Origin of the sequence: Centipeda felix, assembly GCF_900186465.1 — a bacterium.
GTDB classification, from domain to species: Bacteria; Bacillota; Negativicutes; order Selenomonadales; family Selenomonadaceae; genus Centipeda; species Centipeda felix.
In genome coordinates this window covers 37,485-55,763 of sequence record NZ_LT891947.1, presented here as the reverse complement: position 1 = coordinate 55,763, position 18,279 = coordinate 37,485, and the positions used below count along the sequence as shown (strand labels likewise).

The 18,279-nt window shown below is 57.8% G+C and carries 14 protein-coding genes and 2 pseudogenes; 5 read left to right on the top strand and 11 right to left on the bottom strand.

The window, feature by feature from the left end; translation table 11 throughout:
• Positions 1-139 precede the first annotated feature (139 nt).
• Positions 140-286, top strand: a pseudogene (locus tag C1713_RS12185) (ABC transporter substrate-binding protein); the annotation flags it as partial.
• Positions 287-546: 260 nt separating this feature from the next.
• Here C1713_RS12185 and C1713_RS00420 read toward each other — a convergent pair.
• The 4 genes from C1713_RS00420 to C1713_RS00405 are packed head-to-tail and all read right to left on the bottom strand — an operon-like array spanning position 547 to position 4,256.
• Positions 547-1,395 (bottom strand): MTAP family purine nucleoside phosphorylase, encoded by an 849-nt coding sequence (locus tag C1713_RS00420; RefSeq protein WP_102492673.1) that lies wholly within the window; start codon positions 1,393-1,395, stop codon positions 547-549.
• A 1-nt stretch (position 1,396) separates the two neighbouring features.
• The gene (mqnC, locus tag C1713_RS00415; RefSeq protein WP_102492672.1) at positions 1,397-2,422 is read right to left on the bottom strand and encodes a cyclic dehypoxanthinyl futalosine synthase; all 1,026 of its coding nucleotides are present in this window, start codon (positions 2,420-2,422) and stop codon (positions 1,397-1,399) included.
• Positions 2,419-3,516, bottom strand: coding sequence for a radical SAM protein (locus C1713_RS00410; protein ID WP_102492671.1), 1,098 nt, complete (start codon positions 3,514-3,516; stop codon positions 2,419-2,421). Before C1713_RS00410 ends, mqnC begins: the two co-directional genes overlap by 4 nt.
• The gene (locus tag C1713_RS00405; protein ID WP_102492670.1) at positions 3,513-4,256 is read right to left on the bottom strand and encodes a Fic family protein; all 744 of its coding nucleotides are present in this window, start codon (positions 4,254-4,256) and stop codon (positions 3,513-3,515) included. Before C1713_RS00405 ends, C1713_RS00410 begins: the two co-directional genes overlap by 4 nt.
• 204 nt (positions 4,257-4,460) lie before the next feature.
• Between C1713_RS00405 and C1713_RS00400 the strand changes: the two genes are divergently transcribed.
• The 4 genes from C1713_RS00400 to C1713_RS00390 all read left to right on the top strand — a co-directional run bounded on the left by C1713_RS00400 (position 4,461) and on the right by C1713_RS00390 (position 10,337).
• Positions 4,461-5,546, top strand: coding sequence for a hypothetical protein (locus tag C1713_RS00400; RefSeq protein WP_102492669.1), 1,086 nt, complete (start codon positions 4,461-4,463; stop codon positions 5,544-5,546).
• Positions 5,543-5,707, top strand: coding sequence for a hypothetical protein (locus C1713_RS12020; RefSeq protein WP_170950730.1), 165 nt, complete (start codon positions 5,543-5,545; stop codon positions 5,705-5,707). Before C1713_RS00400 ends, C1713_RS12020 begins: the two co-directional genes overlap by 4 nt.
• The gene (locus tag C1713_RS00395) at positions 5,685-7,625 is read left to right on the top strand and encodes a suppressor of fused domain protein (protein ID WP_102492668.1); all 1,941 of its coding nucleotides are present in this window, start codon (positions 5,685-5,687) and stop codon (positions 7,623-7,625) included. Before C1713_RS12020 ends, C1713_RS00395 begins: the two co-directional genes overlap by 23 nt.
• Positions 7,626-7,793: 168 nt before the next feature.
• Positions 7,794-10,337, top strand: a complete 2,544-nt coding sequence (locus C1713_RS00390; protein ID WP_102492667.1) for a tetratricopeptide repeat protein — start codon at positions 7,794-7,796, stop codon at positions 10,335-10,337.
• 46 nt (positions 10,338-10,383) lie between these two features.
• Here C1713_RS00390 and C1713_RS00385 read toward each other — a convergent pair whose 3' ends face one another.
• From C1713_RS00385 to C1713_RS00355, 7 genes and pseudogenes are all read right to left on the bottom strand, one after another.
• Positions 10,384-13,059 carry a DEAD/DEAH box helicase family protein gene (locus C1713_RS00385; protein WP_212669075.1) on the bottom strand — a complete coding sequence of 892 codons (2,676 nt, stop codon included), beginning with the start codon at positions 13,057-13,059 and terminating at the stop codon, positions 10,384-10,386.
• Positions 13,046-14,644, bottom strand: a complete 1,599-nt coding sequence (locus C1713_RS00380; protein ID WP_170950732.1) for a site-specific DNA-methyltransferase — start codon at positions 14,642-14,644, stop codon at positions 13,046-13,048. The genes C1713_RS00385 and C1713_RS00380 overlap by 14 nt, the downstream gene beginning before the upstream one ends.
• 155 nt (positions 14,645-14,799) lie before the next feature.
• Positions 14,800-15,063 (bottom strand): Txe/YoeB family addiction module toxin, encoded by a 264-nt coding sequence (locus tag C1713_RS00375; RefSeq protein WP_102492666.1) that lies wholly within the window; start codon positions 15,061-15,063, stop codon positions 14,800-14,802.
• Positions 15,063-15,332, bottom strand: a complete 270-nt coding sequence (locus C1713_RS00370) for a type II toxin-antitoxin system RelB/DinJ family antitoxin (protein ID WP_006690556.1) — start codon at positions 15,330-15,332, stop codon at positions 15,063-15,065. Before C1713_RS00370 ends, C1713_RS00375 begins: the two co-directional genes overlap by 1 nt.
• A gap of 76 nt (positions 15,333-15,408) precedes the next feature.
• Positions 15,409-16,044, bottom strand: coding sequence for an LUD domain-containing protein (locus tag C1713_RS00365; protein WP_102492665.1), 636 nt, complete (start codon positions 16,042-16,044; stop codon positions 15,409-15,411).
• A gap of 72 nt (positions 16,045-16,116) precedes the next feature.
• Positions 16,117-17,236, bottom strand: a pseudogene (gene mqnE / locus C1713_RS00360) (aminofutalosine synthase MqnE).
• A gap of 159 nt (positions 17,237-17,395) precedes the next feature.
• On the bottom strand, positions 17,396-18,163 hold the full coding sequence (locus C1713_RS00355) for a cyclase family protein (RefSeq protein ID WP_102492664.1): 768 nt from the start codon (positions 18,161-18,163) through the stop codon (positions 17,396-17,398).
• Positions 18,164-18,279: the final 116 nt, after the last annotated feature.

Here is an 18,279-nt window from a genome sequence, read left to right as displayed (position 1 = left end):
TAGCACCACAGGGAATTATTGTCAACGGGTTTTTTCACGGAGTATAGCGTGTATACAGGAGAGTTCGTATTGCCGACCTGTCAATATGAAACAACAGTTCACAGACAAATATTTTCATGCTATAGGAATCGCTGATAAAATGAAGTCTGTCAGATTGGTACAGATTTTCCGTCCGATCAAGGAGACAAACCGGACGCATAGCAAAGGCTATGTGGAGGATTTGTCGACACAGAGCGGGCGGAAAAGATGTGCCAAGATGGCAGTGCTGAATTTATCAGTGCTTCCTATAATACACGCAGGTGTTGTCACGAGCGGTAGGCGGTCAGTCTCCTCAAGAGAGGAGGCGATACTTATGACTCTGTACGATTTTCTGTCGTTCATCTTTCTTGTAACGATCTGTATCGTAGCCTTGAGACCATAAGAATACCCGCCTGCAGTCACCAACTCTAGGCGGGTTTCTTATAACCATTTCTTAGATTACGGGGGCTGACCGTTTACCGGCAGCACCTTTTTCTATGTCCATTATACGATGTTCGGCGTTTTTCGTCAACCCTTGTCCGACTCTTCGTTGTAAACATCCTTGAGCAGTGTCTCCTTGCGCAGGCTGCGGCATTCGCACGCGCTCTTTTCGGCGGGGACGCTGCGGATCGTCGCGAGGAGGATGTCGCCGATCATCGGTGCATCGTCGTAGAAGATCTGCTCTAGAGTGTCGTGCGACCACGGGCGGATGCCCTCGCCGTAGTTGACGACGAAATACAGTCCCGCATAGCACGCGCCGATCTCGCGCGCAAGGTAGACCTCGGGCGCAAGGCTCTGCCCGACGATGTCCGCGTGCCCTTTCAGCATCGCGATCTCGGCAGGGCTCTCGAAATGCCGCCCGTCAGTGACGGCGTAGATGCCGCGGTCAAAAATGCGCCCCGTATAGCACTTCCTCGTTTCCTCAATGAGCGTCGTGCGAAGTTCCGAGCAGAGCGCATCCCGCATCACAAGCAGATAACGTCCGTCGAGCATGACATCCTTGCGCACGGACATATCAAGGTAATCGTCAGGAATGAGGAAGTCGCGCGGGTCGAGCAGCGGGTTCACCGTCCCAACGCCGCCCTCGGAGAGAATGCGCCGCACGCCCGCCTCCCGCAGCACCCAGAACACCTGCCGCGACGCATCCGCGCGCGTCACGCCGCTGCGCCAGCCGTGCATGCGGCAGGTCAGCACGCGCCGTCCCGCGACGGAGAAGAGGCGGAATGCAGGACTCGCGCCGTAGGGTGTTGCAAAGTGCAGCCCGTCCGCGAGGATCTCCACATCCGCCGCCATCGAGGCGCGCGGGAAGTCGCTCGACAGCGTCCCCGAGCCGCCGATGATGGCATAACCCGCCGCAGGAACCTGTTGCTCTGCCATACTAAAACCTCCGTATCACGCGATACTGCGTGTCACGCTGCGCCGGCTCTCTGCCCGCGCCGCGGATCAGATCAATCATCTTCTTAATCGACATATTGTACCGCGTTCCCGCCGCACGCACAACGTTCTCCTCAAGCATGATGCTCCCGAGATCGTCCGCACCGAAGCCGAGCGTCAGCTGTCCGATACGCTCGCCCTGCGTCACCCACGATCCTTGGATATGCGCGACATTATCCATGTAGAGACGCGTGACGGCAAGCGTCCGCATGTAGTCCCAGCTCGAAGTCTTTTCGCCGCCGAGCGCGGTGTTCCCCGGCTGAAATGTCCATGTGATGAACGCGCGGAAGCCGCCCGTCTCCTCCTGCAAACGACGGATGTGCTCCATGTGCTCCACGCGCTCCGCCATCGTCTCGCCGAAGCCGATGACCATCGTCGCCGTCGACTCCATGCCAATCTTGTGCGCCGTCCGCATCACGCGCAGCCAGTCCTCCGTCATGATCTTCTTCGGTGCAATGAGCCTTCGCACGCGATCCACGAGGATCTCCGCCCCGCCGCCTGGGAGCGACGAGAGCCCCGCATCCTGCAGCCGCCGCAGCGTGTCCTCAATCGTAATGCCTTCCTTTTCCGCAAAGTACAGAATCTCCGTCGCCGTGAAGGAGTGAATCACGATGGAGGGATAGCGGTCACGGATCGCACGCAGCATATTTTCATAGTAGGAAAGCGGCAGGTCGGGGTGAATGCCGCCCTGGATCATGACCTGCGTGCCGCCCGCCGCCGCCGTCTCGCCGACCTTTGCGAGAATCTCCTCCATCGGCAGGAGGTAGCCGTCCTCCGCGCCTACCTTTGTATAGAACGCACAGAAACGGCACTCGTTCACGCAGATATTCGTATAGTTGATGTTGCGGTCAACGATGAACGTCACCGTATCGCCGAACCGCCGCCGCCGCTCCGCGTCCGCCGCACGTCCGAGTTCGATCGGGTCGCCGTGCATGAGGAGATCGGCAGCCTCCTGCTCCGTGAGTCTCATGCACCCTCCCCTGCCGCAATCGGCTGATAAAACGTATCGCGCTCCACAGGCTCGTAGCCCGCCTCACGAATCATCGCGTCGAGCTCGCGCCGCGTGATGCCCGTCTGCGTCTGTGCCCCCGCCGCGTGAATGATCTTCTCCTCGCCGATCGTACCGTCGAGATCGTCCGCACCAAAGCCGAGCGCCAGCTGCGCAATGGGCTGCGTCAGCATGACCCAGAATGCCTTGAAATGCGCCACATTGTCGAGCACAAGGCGTGAGAGTGCAAGCATCTTCATATCCTCCCACGAGCCGACGCGCGCGAGCTTCTTCTCCGCACCGAGTACCGTGTTCTCGGGATGGAACGGAAAGAGCATGAATGCCTGAAAGCCGCCCGTCGCATCCTGCAGCTCGCGCAGAGCGAGCAGGTGATCGATGCGCTCCTCGACCGTCTCGATGTGTCCGTACATCATAGACGCATTTGTACGGATGCCGAGCGCGTGCGCCGTGCGCATGCAGTCGAGCCACTCGGCACGCGTTGCCTTATTCGGGCAGATGATGGCGCGCACGCGGTCGGAGAGAATCTCCGCGCCGCCGCCGGGGAGGGATGACAGCCCTGCCGCCTGCAAACGGTGCAGGATGTCGCGGACGGAGGCCCCCTCCGTCTTTGCGAAGTTCACAACCTCTACGGGCGTAAATGCCTTGATGTCCGCATGAGGCAGTGCCGCGCGCACCTGCCGCACCACGCCCTCGTAGTAGGAGAAGGGACGGTCGGGATGCAGCGCACTCACGATATGGATTTCCGTGAGGCGCGGTGTCTTTTTCGCCGTCTCCAGAACACGCGCCACATCGTCAGTCTCCATAATATAGCCGCGTGCATCGCCCTGTTCCACCTGGAACGCGCAGAGCGGACAATTCGCACTGCATATATTCGTGAGATTGATGTGACGGTTCACCGTATAGTAGACATTCTTCCCGCTCGCGCGCTCCTTCGCCGCACGCGCCCACGCGGCGAGCGCGAGGAGGTCGTTGTCCTCATAGAGGAGGAGTGCATCCTCCCTCGTCAGCCGCGCCCCGCCCTCGGCAGCGGCACGGGCCGTTCTCAAATCGCTCATGTACTCTCCTCAAAGGAATGTCCGAAAATCTGAAAAAAATCGAGCAGGCGCCGCATTGTATCCTGCCCATCATAGCAGGTATCCACGAGATACCCGCGCTCGCGCTCATACTCCTTCAGTCCACGGTAGTAGAATGCCTTCTTTGTGCCCTCAATGATGAACGGAACAATATTGTACTTCAGGCACTCCTTGAACGCGATAAGCCGCCCGACACGCCCGTTGCCGTCCTGAAACGGATGAATCCGCTCAAAATGGTAGTGGAAGTCCACAATGTCCTCAAAGGCGATCTTCTCTTTGGCCTGATAGCGGTCAAGGAGCCTCCGCATCGCCGCTGCAACCTCCTGCGGCGGAGTCGTTTCCACGCCGCCCACCATATTGGGACGTTCCTTGTAGTCGCCCACGCGAAAGTAGGGGAGCAGCTCGTCAGACGTTCTGCTTTTCAGCAACTCATGGAGTTTTTTGATGATCTCTTCCGTCAGCGGCTCCTCCGCACAGTCGATGCAGTAGTCCATCGCCCGAAAGTGATTGACCGTCTCGATGATATCATCCACATGCGCATCCCCGCCCACGGTATTCGTCTCAAAGATGCGCCGCGTCTCCTCCTCACTGAGGCGGCTCCCCTCGATGTGGTTTGAGTTGTAGGTCATGCGCACCTGCAGCTCATGGTAGATGCCGCCCGAGAGGCGATGCGCCTTCTCCTCCCGCAGCCGCAAAAGGAGCGGATTCTCCCCTGAGCGCATAGCATCACCTCCAAAACTTGGGAAATACGGATAAATTCAGCGATTCCCTTCTTCTATTATATATAGATTCAGCGAAAAGGTAAAGGAAGCGCGGGGATTTTCGCCGCCTTCTCATTTACTTTCCCAAAAGACCTATTGAAGCTGCTCCACATCCGTATTATTATCAGAATGAATCGATATGTCTAAATGGGAAAGGAGCCGCCCATGAATCTACCCTACCAGTGCCCCGACTGCGGCACGGAGCTCGGCTACAAGGGACTCTGCTGGCGCTGCCGTACGGCGGCGAATCGCCGTGCGGCACTCGCATGGACGCCCGAGGAGGTCTCGGCAAAGGAACAGGAGATCATCGCGCAGATCGAGGATGTTCCCGATGACTTCTGGTATCTGCTCTGCTGTCGCGGACGGCTCGCGCCGGAGATCCCACGCGCGGCACTCGCGGCACGTTCCTTCTGGCCCTCGGCACTCTACTATCATGCACCGACGGACGTGCGGGACGGACTGATCGCAGCACTGATGGAGACGGATGCCGCACATGAGGCGAACGAGCTTATGATGTGCCTCGGTATGCAGGGAGACGACCAAGCCCTTGCGGCACTCCTCGCACTCGAACGCAATCCGCGCCCCTGGCGCGGGAAGCTGCACGTCAACCCCTCTGTCTATGCGCAGTGCGGCGGCTGGACATTCGACCGTGAGGGGCGACGGCGCACGCTGAATTTCGCCACCTGCTATACGCTGGTGCACGCCGCATCGGAGGAAGAGCTCCGCCGCTCGCCCGTCCGCATTGCCCGACCACGGGAGGAGCACTGTCCGCACTGCGGCAGCCGCATGGCGGATATGCTCGTCCTCGACGGACGGGATGCGCGTCTGCACTTCCTCGGCATCGATGGCATCCTCACAGCGACCTGCTGCCCAAACTGCGTTTCGTATGAGGGACCGAGGCTGAGCCGCTATGCGCTCGACGGCGGCAGCGAGGTGCTTTCCTGCGAGGATGCGGGCGATACCATGTATATCGAAGAGGAGCTTGTCAGGATTTTTGAAAACGATCTCATCCTCGGCGAGACGCCTGTTCCTCTGTTCTACGGCGCACGCTTCGAGGACACCTGCACGCTCGGCGGCTTTGCGCTCTGGTGGCAGGACTGGGAATACACGACCTGCCCCGACTGCGGGCAGCCGATGAAGTATCTCATGCAGATTCATTGGGATGCACTGACGGACTATATGGAGGGCACGCTCTACATCGAGTTCTGCCCCGACTGTCAGATTGTCTCCATGCAGCACCAGCAGACGTGAGGCGCGCCATAATCGACCACGACCGTTCCGTCGATTTCTTCAACAAAACGATCACGGCGGAGGGATTCGTCATCACACCGACAAGCCTTCTGGAAACGATGCTGGAGAGCCTGCTCCTCAGTCATAAAGGAGAACACAATGAAAAAAATCGTCCGCAATAATTCTTCGCATGGAAAAAAGCCCGTGCCCACGGAAGTCTACACCGAGGAGGAGATGTCTGCCGTCGAGGACTTCATCGAGACGAACTTCGGCACGTATGCAAACGTCTTTCACGAGATTGTCTCGCCCGATATCCATCTGGATATATGCATCGTCGATCCGACCGAGGAACGGAACTACTACATGCTCGTCACCCTCGGGATGGGGGCGCACCGCATGAACGTGCCAAAAGAGCTCGCCGAGTACAAGCTCGAACGTGCCGAGCTCGCGATCGCCCTGCCGTCCGACTGGAAGATCCACGAGGACGACGAGGAGCACTACTGGCCGATCCGCCTGCTGAAGAGCCTCGCACGTCTGCCGATCGAGGATGATACATGGCTCGGCTGGGGGCATACCATCGACAGCAGGACAAACAACTACGCCGAGAACACCAAGCTGACCGCCTCCCTGATCATCGGGGCGCAGGTAAAGGGAGACAACACGGTCTGTCCCCTGCCGGACGGCGACGAGGTCAATTTCTATCAGATCATCCCGCTCTACCGCGACGAGCTCAACTACAAATTCGACCGCAGTGCAAAGGAACTGCTGAACCTCTTTGACGAGCGGCACGTGAGCTTCGTCGTCGATCCACAGCGGCGCAGTGCATGCGCCCCTGAGGACTTTGAGGATCTCGTGATGGACAATGCAGAGTGGCATCTCTCCAGCCTGCACGAGAAGAAGCTGCCCGTGGACGAGATCACGGCGTACAGCCACATGGCGGTCTACCTGCGGTGGTGCATCCTGCATGACCTGATGGCAGACTGGTTCATCCGCGAGTACGAGGCGACCGTCCGTGCCGTAAAGGAACATCCGGCGGAGACAGATCTGCGCCCCTTCCTCCGCGACGAGCTGCACGGAATCCTGATGCGCGGTTTCTTTAACAAGGAGGGCGCGGCGTTCGCGCGTTACTATTACGATGGTGAGGCTCCCTCCTACCCATCGGACGTCGACAATCACGCCCTCGCGTATTTCGGGGCGGAAAAATACTACTCGAAGGAGTTTGACGACGAGGCATATCTCTTCGTCCCATTCGACGAGCGCCTCTATCGGGAGATGGCGGAGCTCATCGAGCGGCACTGGGATGCGTGGAAGCGCAACACTGAGGAGCAGGTGGACGCCGATCCGAGCAACGTTGCCATCGCAACGATGCAGTACCTGAACGCCAGCAGGGCGAGCTGCTCTCTGATGTACCTCCCGCCGCTGGCGGACGACGACCCGATCGCCTCATGGTACAGCTACGCCACGCGCACAGCCGCGCGCGACGGCATTGTCCCCGTCATCATCGTCCCGAGCGACACACTCTGGGAGGCACTGACGATGAATGCTGAGGCCGAAAAGGGTGCGTTTGAGGACTACGAATTCGATCGGGATGCCGTCATCGCGTTCCGTGAGCGCATGGCGCAGAAGGCGGTCAAGGACGGCAAAACGGTGCTTATGCAGCGGCGCGCGGCATGTACGGAGGACATGACGGTCAAAGAAGATACGAAGGGTGAGGCAAACGACGACCTCATCACCTACTGGAACTGCGAGACGGGGAAAACGCATCCCGTAATCCTCGCCAAGATCCCCGTCAAGCATCCGTGGGAGATCTTCACCTACCTGCCCTTCGGCGGGTGGAACGACTGCCCCGATACCGCCGCGCATACGGCGATCGCAAAGTACTGGTACGAGACGGACAGAGCCGTCCCTGCCGTCCTCACCTACGACACGCTTGAGTACCGCGTCCCCACGCCCGTCGCGCCGGAGCACGCCGCCGCGCGCGCCGTGGAGCAGTACGCCTACTGCAGCGACATCATCGAGCAGGGCACCCCCGGCATGAGCATCAGCAGACTCGCCGACGGCCTGCGGAAATCGCATATTTGGTATTTCTGGTGGGATTAGGAACAAGCGCCCCCACCGCCGCTTCGCGGTCCCCCTCCCCCGTGTCGCACGGGGGAGGCATTGGATGACGGTATATTCGCTTCCCCCGTCGCGCGGGGGAAGCGGCGAGCATCACGAGCCGATAGGGCGCCCTGAGCGCAACTTAGACCCAGACAAGAGGAGCAGCAGATGACATTACTGGAACAGTGTCAAGCATGGCACAATCACGGAGATTACGAGAAGATCATCACGGCGATTGAGGAGATCCCCGCCGCAGAGCGCACGCCCGAGCTCGATGGCGAGCTGGCGCGCGCCTACAACAACTTCGCGCAGCCGAGCGAGTGGTGGTATTTCAAAAAAGCGATCGACCTCCTCGCGCCGCACGCAGAGGATTCTGCCGACGATCACGTCTGGAACTTCCGCATGGGCTATGCCTACTACTACCTCGATCAGGAAAACCGCGCCCTGCCCTACTTTGAGGCGGCGCTTGCGGCGCTGCCGGGCGACGAGGACACCGAGCAGATGATCGAGGACTGCCGCCGCGGACTCTCTCTCCCGCTCTTTTCGCGCCCGTTCCGCATCCGCGTGCAGGAGGCATGGCTCGCGTTCTCCGAGGCGGAGGAGGAGCTGCGCGCGCTGATGGATGCGGGACCGGATCACGGCGAGGACCTCATCGAGCGGTGCAGCTCTGCTCTGCACATCGCCTTTGACGATGTCTCATTCGAGCTCGGAAAGGGCAACGAGAAATATGAGCTCATCCTCACGCCCGAAGGTCTGCGCGCAAAGCTCTTTCCGCTCGTCTATTTCGCGTGCCATGCCCCTGCCTCTGTGCGCGAGCACTGGGACATCCACGTCGGGCGCACGTCCTCTCTTGGCTTTTCCCTTCGCACGGACGACTACAGCATCGAGATGACGGATGTCGCCGTCTGGTTCGCGCCGGACGGCGACGGGATCGCCCTCACGGTCTACTGTGAAAAGCTCCTGCCGCTCCTGCAGGAGGACGAGAGCCGCGCGTGGTGGATGCTCTCCACGCTCGTCGATCAGGCACTCGGCGAGATCGCCGCCATCCGACTCATCCATGATTTTGATCTCCTCGATGCGCCGCGCGAGGAGCCGTCGACTCTGCTGGCGGATCTGCCGCAGGCACTCGCAGAGGCGGGGTACTCCCTCGCGAACGATGCAGAGGAGTACCTTGACCACTACTATCTCGCCTACGAGCGCGAGCCGGACACATCGGACGATGCGGATCTGCGGCTCGATGTCTATGCGGGCAGCACGCGCCTGCCCTCCCTCCTCAGTTCCTATATGGATAACGATGCGACGCTCGTGGACATCTACCATGCGGATGGGATCGCGGCGGGCTTTATCGCCTATCCGCTGACGGATGAGATGCGCGAAAGTGCCGACGGGATTCTCGATTTTCGCGATGCGCTCATGCAGGCGATTGAGGAGGAGACCGATTGTCTGCACGCGGTGACCTTCCTCGGCGGAGCGACGGGCACGAACTACGGCTATCTGGACTTTCTCGCGTGGGATCTGCACGCCGTCCTCGTCGCCGCAGAAACCGTTCTCAAGAGGACGAATCTGCCGTGGGCGGTGTTTCACTCCTTCCGACGAGACGCGGCGGGCACCGTCAACATTTTTGATCGCGACGAGGAGGAGGAGGACGCCGCCGACGCGCCGGAGAGCTCCGACACAGAAAAAGGCCCCCTGCTCACAGCGGAGGCCGTCGCCAAACTCGAGGCGATGGAGGATGGATCCACGGGCTATTTCTTTAAAATGCTCAGCTATCTGAACAAATACATCAAGAACGGCATCATTAAGGGGCGGTTCACACGCGAGGAGGCGCATCGTGACCGCGACATTGCGCTGTGGTATGCCTATGCGTGCAACAATGTCGATCAGTACCCCTACTTCTACCGTGCGATACAGTGGATGCCGGACTCCGAGCCGAATGCGTGCGGGTGCGGGACGTGGTACTATCGCTACGCCGTCGCCCTCATGCACTGCGGCTATCTGGAAAAGGCGCTCCGCTATGCCGCGCAGGGAACGCGTGAGGAGCCAGACTATCCGTGGTGCTATCTCGTGCTCGGCAAGCTGCGCGCCCATTTCGGCGACCGTGACGGTGCGCTGGACGCCGTGCGGCAGGGGCTTTCCCTCGTGCCGGACGACCACGAGTTCCTGACGCTGGAACGTGAGATCGAGGAGGGTGCAACGATTGAGCAGATGTGCTTTCACTGGGTCGACGGAGCGTATGACGAGGAGCTGCAGCAGGCATCGCGTGCGGCCGAGGTTCCGCAGGAGGGCGCGGCGGCGGATGCCGTCGATGACATGTACCAAAAGCAGCGATCCATCCTCTGCATCCGCGTCGACGAGGAGGGACTCTCCCGCGTCCTGCGCCTCTTCTCCCCCATATCGGCGGGCAGCTACACGCGCAACGCGCCCTACTGCCATTTCCCGCGCAAGGCCGGGGATACAGAGGTGGAGATCGTATTCCGCATGAATGAGGCGGGCATGTCCAAGCTCCCCATCACATGGCTGACCGAGGTCAGGGATCACATCGACAGCGGGGCATGGGTAAAACATACGGATGAGCACGGCACGGCACAGCTCATCGCCGTGCAAATCTTACTCGATCACACCGTCGTGCTCGAGTACAAATACCCGTGGAAGGAAAAAAGTGCCTACTTCGAGGTGGATGCCGACTGGAATGTCGGCGAACGGAAGGGATAAGGCGAGTACCTCCATTGACACTCGCCTAAAAAAACATCCGCCCTATTTATACATGGCAGACGAACTGCCCGCAAAGATATTCCATGCTGGAGGTTGGCTGCACCTGCTTCGATGGGATGAACACATAGTCCCATGGCTTGTAGTGCAGCTCACGGCACACGGCAGTGGCTGTCTGACAGTATCTAATACCCACTTCCTTCTTTGCCAGCACCCCAGTATCGTTCAGCTTGTCCTCCCCCTTGATCTCCACCAGATAACATCTGTCGGCGGTTTCCACCACGAAGTCCGGCTCGTAGTTGTGTCCCCTGCCGTACTTGAGATCAAAATCGGAAGGAGCAGGACGAAGCCATTTCAGCACTTTGACATCCTGTTCACAGAGTCTGGCAAAAGTCAGTTCCGGAATACTGTCGAACTTTGCCCTATCGAAGACTCCCTTCTCTATCCCCGTGAAGACCACGGAGCGGATGCCGTCCGCTTTAGCGTCTGGGGAGAACAGATCCAGCTCAGAGCTGCCAAACAGTTCCTGAGGCATATTGAAATCATTGACCTTCACGATATCGTAGGAGAACATTTCCTCCGTCTTATGAAAGTGCTGCATCATCTGCCTGTAAATCTTTCCTGCAATGTCCTGCCGGTACATCATGACGATGTTTCGCATATCCTCGCAGCCATGTCGCTCCGTATAGTGCCGGCAGACGGACTGAACAAGACTCACGACAAGCTCCCCGCACTGCTCGTAGTCGATGACGGGCTTTCCTCGCAGGATTTCGACGATGCAGTTGACAGGGCGCTCAGCGATAAAGGTTATTTTGCTCGTAGCATCCCTCTCCGCATCCCGTGCGTCCACTAGATTCTGTCTAATCAGTTCGGTGGAGATGGGGGCATGGTTGAACTCTGCCAGATCAAGATCGAACTCATCGAAAATGTATGCGCCGCCACCCGTGCTGGTCATGGCAAGCTGAGGGATGGGGATGAACCGTTCCTTTGTCCTCACAGTGTATTCCTCGGTCTGCTCCGCCACAAAGGCTGCAAAAGCATCCTGGTTGTGCTGGAAGACATAGCCGTAGTCCTCTTTGGCTTTGATTTCCTCGATGACTGCTTTAGCAATGTCCTGCTTGTCTTTTACTTCCAGTCCCGCAGACTTTTTCTCCTTCATCTTTGACTGTACGGCCTTTTGCGCCACAGCGTTCACAGCCTGGATCGCCTTGCGGGTCTCGTCCGTTTCCTGCTCGATCCCAAGCTTTCTGTGAGCCTCGGACAGATCCTCTGGTTCCGGCTGGATCAACGGTATCTGCTGAGGGCTTTGCTTCTCATCGGGCAGCTTGTCCGCCTCGATGAGGTTGCCGCGACAGAAGATGCTCTCGCCGCTTTGGGCTTCCCGGACAAGCGCAGCAAAGTTGTCATGAGCAGTGAGCATGACCATATCCGCCAGGCGGTCGCCGGTGCGTTCACCGTAGGGTAAGCGTAGTCCGCGCCCCACCATCTGCTCTCGCAGAATACGCGATGCAGCAGTACGCAGAGGGATGATGGTGTAGAGGTTGTTCACATCCCACCCCTCTTTAAGCATGTCCACATGGATGACAATTTCTATGGGATTGTCTGCCCGTTCCACATCGGCAAGCAAGGCGACATTCGACGCCTTGGCTGCCGCTCCCTGCTTGGAGTGGATGAGCAGCGTCTTTCCCTTGTAACAGCCCTGCCTGAAATCGTCGGAGGTGACGTAATCATTGACGGACTGGGCATGCTCGGTATCCTTACAAACGATCATGACAAAAGGCTTCACGAGACGGGCGTTGCTCTTGTCGGCATACGCGGTCAAATGCGCCTTGACCTTCTCATGATGCCGTATACCATCATCAATCATAGCACGATCCAACTCTTTTTCACCGAAGCCGAAACTCTCAATATTGCTTCTGGTCATAGCATAGGGTGTACGTGTATATCCTGCCTCGATGGCTGCTGAAAGAGGATATTCATATACGACGTTCCTAAATTTCTCCTGCCTTCCTCCCTTGCCAGCCACCAGCGGCGTGGCTGTCAGTTCCAGTCCCAGCACGGGCTTCAGATCATTGAGTGCCTGCATTCCAGCTTTCGCACGGTAGTGGTGAGACTCGTCCATGATCAGCACCAGATCATCCAGCCCCGCCAAGTAGTCGATGAAGGATTCTCCCCGCCGCTCGTTCAGACGTCGCATATTGGCCGTCTCAGAGTCGAACTTCGAAATGTTGTAGATGTAGATGGAGATGCTATCCCCTAAGAAAACGTCGCCATTTTTCTCCTTGTAGTCATCGTCGTGATAGATGATGGGCGGCCAACTGAAGCAGGACAACCCCTTAAACACATACTTGGTACTCGATGACTGTGAGAGATCGTTGTGCAACTTGTTGTATATCGTGATGTTGGGCGCAACCACGAAGAAATTTTTCAAACCGTATTGCGTATAGAGATAGGTGATGAACGCTCCCATCAGGCGCGTCTTCCCCACGCCGGTCGCCAGTGCAAAGGTGAGGGAAAGGAACTCCCTCTCGAAGTCCGTGCATGTGGGATAAAGGCCATGCACCTTCTGCAAGGCGCCCTTGAGGTCGATGCCCTTCTCCGGCGGCACGACCTGAAGAATATTTGCCAGCACCTCCAAGGAAATCTTTTGCGGTTCTCGCAGGGACATCGTGCCGCTGATAAAATCCGGTGTATATTGGAGGAAACGCAGGTCAGCCTTCATCATCTTCGCCCTCACTTTCCTCGTCCTCGTACTGTGGCGGGCGCACAATGTTTAGAGCGTAGTCCTCACGTCCAAACGCACAGCTGCCCAAAAGCATCTGGGGAATTTTCTTGATGCGAATTTGAGGCGTTCCCTTGTCAGCGCCCTCATCAAAGGACTTACAGGCAACAATCAGGAATTCATTTTCCGCCATTATCTGCTGAATACCGGCAAGGTAGGCGGCGGTGATATGCTTGGTGGTGACATAGAGGAAGGAATGCTCCGTCCCCTGCGATTGTTTCCAGAACATCTTCTGGTCGGGGCAGTAGGTGTACCCCTCATGGAGGGCCACTGCCGCCGCCAGCTTGTCGGCATCGTATTCCTTATTGATGACGAGTTCCCCGATGGCATCCTCTTTGAGGAGGGTAGGTGCAAGTTCGTAAAAGTCATAGCCGCCCCCGCCGGTCCAGCTCTGTGCCTTGGAGATACCGCCCTGCTCGCCGTCCACCACCTTATCTAGGCGCGCCTTACAATGGGTATAGCAGTGGTCGCCCATTTCAATTCCAATATAGCGGCGGTTCATCTTGTGGGCCACGGCGGCGGTGGTGCCGGAGCCGAGGAAGGCATCCAACACCAGATCGCCTTCGTTGGAGGCGATCTGTAAGATGCGCTGAATCAGGCGTTCCGGCTTGGGTGTGTCAAAAGGACTTTCAGGCCCAAACAGGGCGATGACTTCCTTCTTGGCTTCTTGGTTGTGCCCGACCTCTTTATTCGTCCACCAAGTCCAAGGAACGACACCCTTTGCTTCTGACAGAAATTTCTTTTGTCTGGGACGAGACGTTCCGTCTGCGCCAAGCCAAATCCTGTTGTCCTTCAATAGAGAGTGAAAGGTTTCTTCGGATAAAGCCCAGCACCTGCCATCAGGAGGAGGCAATTTTCGTCCGTCCGGGAGTTCGATTTCATAAAACTGGCTGGCGGTAGCATGACCGACCTGTCCGGTCAAATCAATCGAACGCCATGGCCCTCTGGGATCGTTATCTGGATTCTTGTAACTGGATGCCTGCTCTGGACTGAGTGGCAAATAATTGCGGGATGCCTTGAATGCATCTTTGTCTTTGGCATAAACAAGCACATAGTCATGACCATCGCTGATGACGGATCTCATGTCCGGAGAAGTCCGTTTTTGCCAAACGATGGAGGCGATGAAATTCTTGCGTGAGAATATCTCATCCAGCAAAACCTTGACGTATGCCTGTTCGTCATCGTCAATGCTAACCCACAGGCTGCCATCCCTATTCAACAGCTGGTAAAGGATTTCCATACGTGGCCTGATGAGGTTCAGCCATGTACTATGTTCCAGATTGTCATCATACTGAGAGAACGCCGATCCCGTATTATACGGGATATCTGCATACACGCACTTCACCTGCCCGCCGTACCTCGGTAGTAGTGCCCTGAGGGCCAGCAGATTGTCCCCGTGAATCAGCATATTTCCTGTCCCCGTCTCACCGTAGGACTTCTCTTTGTGATGCAGCAACAGGCGCGGCTCTATCTTCTGCATGGGTTCGTCTTTTCCCACCCATGTCAATTCCAGTTTCGTTACCGCCAAGAAAATCCCTCCTACTCATTTTATATCCGTTATTATACAATAGAAAGTCAAAAGTCTCTTTCTTGGTTGGATATCCACTGTATATAGACAATAAAAACAGCCCCTCTCGAAATGAGATACGGCTGAATTCGTGAAAATTCCGTCTTTTTTGTTGTTCATTTGTCCCGATAGTGCGAACCGCACTGCCATATCTCGAATCGCCCATCCTTGATGCGGAAAACCAGACGATTCTTTTCATCAATATGAACACTCCAAAAGCCGGAAAGCTCGCCCTTGAGCGGTTCCGGCTGTCCTTGGCATTGGTATCCGTTGCGGTCAATATCCTGAATGAGACGGTTGATCTTTTTCAGCGTCTTCTTATCCTGCGTCTGCCAGTACAGATAGGCTTCCCACGCTTCATCCTGCCACAGTTTCTCCATCAGTCGACCTCGATAAGCTCATGCGGTTTCAGCGTGCTACGCCCCGCCTCAACATCCGCAATCGCCGCACGCAGACGTGCCATGTTTTCCTCGCTGTAGAACGGATCGGGTTCTGCCGTTACCTCGAACGGAATTCGGCGATCCTGCGTCACCTTCGCCGCGAACATCGTGAATGCCGATGTGAGCGTCAACCCCATCTTGCGACAGGTCTCCTCCATCTCGCTCTTGAGGTTTGCATCCATCCGAAAATTCACCATTGCCTGGGCCATATCAATCGCCTCCTTTTTTGTAGAATATCATATTTGTAAAGACATATCAATCTTTTTCGTGTCATTTGCTTTACACCTATAATCCCAGTTCCTCCTCGATCAGTACCAGCTCCATCGGGCGGTAGCTCATTTTCTTGTAGTGGATGGTGAGGGCATTGCAGATGCGCTCAAGTGCCACGCAGTCATAGCAGCGATCGCCCGCCGCTGCGCAGGGCGTTTTCTTCCCCTTGCGCTGGGCGTTGCGCGGGGCGGCAATGCGGTGGATGCGGTCGATGCCCGCCTCAATGTTGGGAACGAGCTTGTTGATGCCCACGACAAAGTAGGTCTTTTCATGTCCGAAGAGCGAGCCTGCGACACGGTTGCCCGCGCCGTCCATGTTGAGGATCTGCCCCTCCTCCGTGATGGCGTTCGCCGAGAGGACAAAGATGTCCGTCATCAGTGCCTCGCGCCCTGCGGCAAGAAATGCCTCGATGCCGCCGACGTGTCCTGCACGTGGCGGATCGACCACCTCGTTATGCTCACTTAGCCGCTCGTAGAGGGAAAGCGCCCGCAGCGTCTCGGAGTCGCCGAATCCGACGCGCTTGCCGCGAATCTCACGAGCGAGATAGTCCGCCGCCGCAGTCCGCTCCGCAAAGCGCGAGACATCGTAGCGATTTTTGCGGAATGCCTCCATCGTGCGCACAATGCGTTCCTCGTCCGTCGTGTCGGACATTGTCCTCATCTCCTTCGTCACGCCATATTCCCTGATTCCAAGGGATTCGCGGTGGACATATTGGCGAAATTCTCAATACATCTCGATGATGTTGAAATTGCTGTCACACGCGGCGGGCGTGCGTCCGATCTCGCGGATGATGCGGATGATGTGATCCTCGGAGAGGGCGCGCGGGCTCTTTGCCCCCGCGTCGTGGAGGATCGTCTCCTTGTGCACGGTGCCGTCGATGTCGTTCGCACCGAACCCGAGCGCGACCTGCGCCACGGGCACGGTCAGCATCACCCAGTACGCCTTGATGTTGCGGAAGTTATCGAGCAGGAGGCGTGCGATCGCGATCGTCCGCAGATCGTCCCACATCGACGTCTGCCGCACCGTCCGCCCCAGCTCCGTATGTGACGGCAGGAACGGGAACGGGATGAACGTCTGAAAGCCCCCCGTCTCGTCCTGCAGGTCGCGCAGGCGCATCATGTGCGCGACGCGCTCCTCGAGCGTCTCGATGTGTCCGTAGAGCATCGACGCATTCGTCTTGATCCCAAGTTCGTGCGCCGTACGGTGCGTTGCGAGCCACTCATCCGCCGTCGCCTTGTTCGGGCAGAGCTCCCCGCGCACGCGGTCGGAGAGGATCTCCGCGCCGCCGCCCGACGCGGTCGGAGAGGATCTCCGCGCCGCCGCCCGCGATCGACTGCAGCCCCGCCTCGCGCAGGCGCAGGAGCACCTCGCGCACGGAGAGCCCCGACGTGTGGGCAAAATGCGTGATCTCCACGCCCGTGAACCCCTTCAGGTAGAGTGAGGGGAAGGCCTCGTGCAGCGCGCGCAGACGCAGGAGGTAGTCGTCAAACGTCCACGTCGGATGCAGCCCGCTCACGACGTGCAGTCCCGCGAGATGCGGGTCGCGCATCGCCTCCGCGACGTGTGCCACCGCCTCCGACGCGCTCATCTCGTAGGCGCCCGCATCCTCTGCGTCACGCCCAAACGCGCAGAACTTACAGTGCGCCATGCAGATATTGGTCAGATTCACATGACAGTTCACATTGTAGTAGACAATATCGCCGCATTTTTCTGCGCGCACATGATCGGCGAGGGCACCGAGCCACGCGATGTCGTGCGAGGCAAAGAGGGCCACGCCGTCCTCATACGTCAGCCGCTCTCCGCGCTCTGCTTTCTTCTCAATATCGAGGTATTTACTCTGCAATTCATCGTCTCCTAAACACACAAGTTATCTCTTTATGATTCGATACCCAGCGCAAAAGTCCTGCCACGGAGACAAAAGGAGCCGCCTGCAAGCCGGTAGGTATCGGCTTTGCAAAACGGCTCGAAGACGATGGCAGCACCTCTGCCACAGGTCATTCCCTTATTTTTTCGGCGTAATCGCCAGCGCGCGTACGGGCAGCCCCGTCGCGCCCTCGATGTTCGGCCACCCGAGGAAGAGCAGCGCCCCTGCCGGCGCCACGCGGTCGAGATTCGTCAGCACCTCGACCTGCAGCTTCCCCTTGCCGAGGACATAGCGCTCGCACGCGAGATCCCCTGCCTTTGCCGCCTCCGTCGAGGCATCCGTATCGAGCGTCTCATGACCGTTCGCCGCGGCATTGCGCGTCTCATAGATATACTTCAGCGCATCCATCGACCACGACGGGAAGTTCTCACTGCCGTCCGCGGCGATCCCGGAGATCGCATCCATATCCGGCCAGTGACGGCTCCACCCCGTATAGAGTGCGACAAACGCACCGTCCGGAATCGCGCCGTACTTCGCCTCGTACGCCTTGATGTCCTCCACTGTCACCGCATAGTGCACATCGCGTGCAACCTGCTCCGTCACGTCGATCACACACAGCGGATAGAGCATGTGCCGCGCACCGAAGTCCTCCGCGAGCGGGAGGTTGCGCACGAAATGTCCCGGAAAGTCAATGTGCGTCCCGAACTGCCCCGGGAACTTGAACGTCTGGATGAGGCAGTCGAGCATCGGATTGCCCCAGTCAAAGCACGTCTTTGAGAGCTCCACCGAGCCCTCGGGGATCCCCGCCCAGCACGGACTGTCGTTATTCAGTGGGTGCGTCAGATCCACCCACTCATACGCATCCGACTTCAGCTCATCAAGAACATTCCACAGATGATATCCCATCGTTCCATCTCCTTAATAACATAGTAAATTTATATGTTATTCTATTGCGAATTTCTGCGTTTGTCAATCCACCGCGAAAAAAATTTTTCAAAAAGCGTTGACAATCTTCTGAAGTT

Bases quoted from the DNA above. Each gene is read 5' to 3' on its own strand.
- C1713_RS00420 (WP_102492673.1), bottom strand. From the start codon at position 1,395: ATGGCAGAGCAACAGGTTCCTGCGGCGGGTTATGCCATCATCGGCGGC.
- mqnC (WP_102492672.1), bottom strand. From the start codon at position 2,422: ATGAGACTCACGGAGCAGGAGGCTGCCGATCTCCTCATGCACGGCGAC.
- C1713_RS00410 (WP_102492671.1), bottom strand. From the start codon at position 3,516: ATGAGCGATTTGAGAACGGCCCGTGCCGCTGCCGAGGGCGGGGCGCGG.
- C1713_RS00405 (WP_102492670.1), bottom strand. From the start codon at position 4,256: ATGCGCTCAGGGGAGAATCCGCTCCTTTTGCGGCTGCGGGAGGAGAAG.
- C1713_RS00400 (WP_102492669.1), top strand. From the start codon at position 4,461: ATGAATCTACCCTACCAGTGCCCCGACTGCGGCACGGAGCTCGGCTAC.
- C1713_RS00395 (WP_102492668.1), top strand. From the start codon at position 5,685: ATGAAAAAAATCGTCCGCAATAATTCTTCGCATGGAAAAAAGCCCGTG.
- C1713_RS00390 (WP_102492667.1), top strand. From the start codon at position 7,794: ATGACATTACTGGAACAGTGTCAAGCATGGCACAATCACGGAGATTAC.
- C1713_RS00385 (WP_212669075.1), bottom strand. From the start codon at position 13,059: ATGATGAAGGCTGACCTGCGTTTCCTCCAATATACACCGGATTTTATC.
- C1713_RS00375 (WP_102492666.1), bottom strand. From the start codon at position 15,063: ATGGAGAAACTGTGGCAGGATGAAGCGTGGGAAGCCTATCTGTACTGG.
- C1713_RS00370 (WP_006690556.1), bottom strand. From the start codon at position 15,332: ATGGCCCAGGCAATGGTGAATTTTCGGATGGATGCAAACCTCAAGAGC.
- C1713_RS00365 (WP_102492665.1), bottom strand. From the start codon at position 16,044: ATGTCCGACACGACGGACGAGGAACGCATTGTGCGCACGATGGAGGCA.
- C1713_RS00355 (WP_102492664.1), bottom strand. From the start codon at position 18,163: ATGGGATATCATCTGTGGAATGTTCTTGATGAGCTGAAGTCGGATGCG.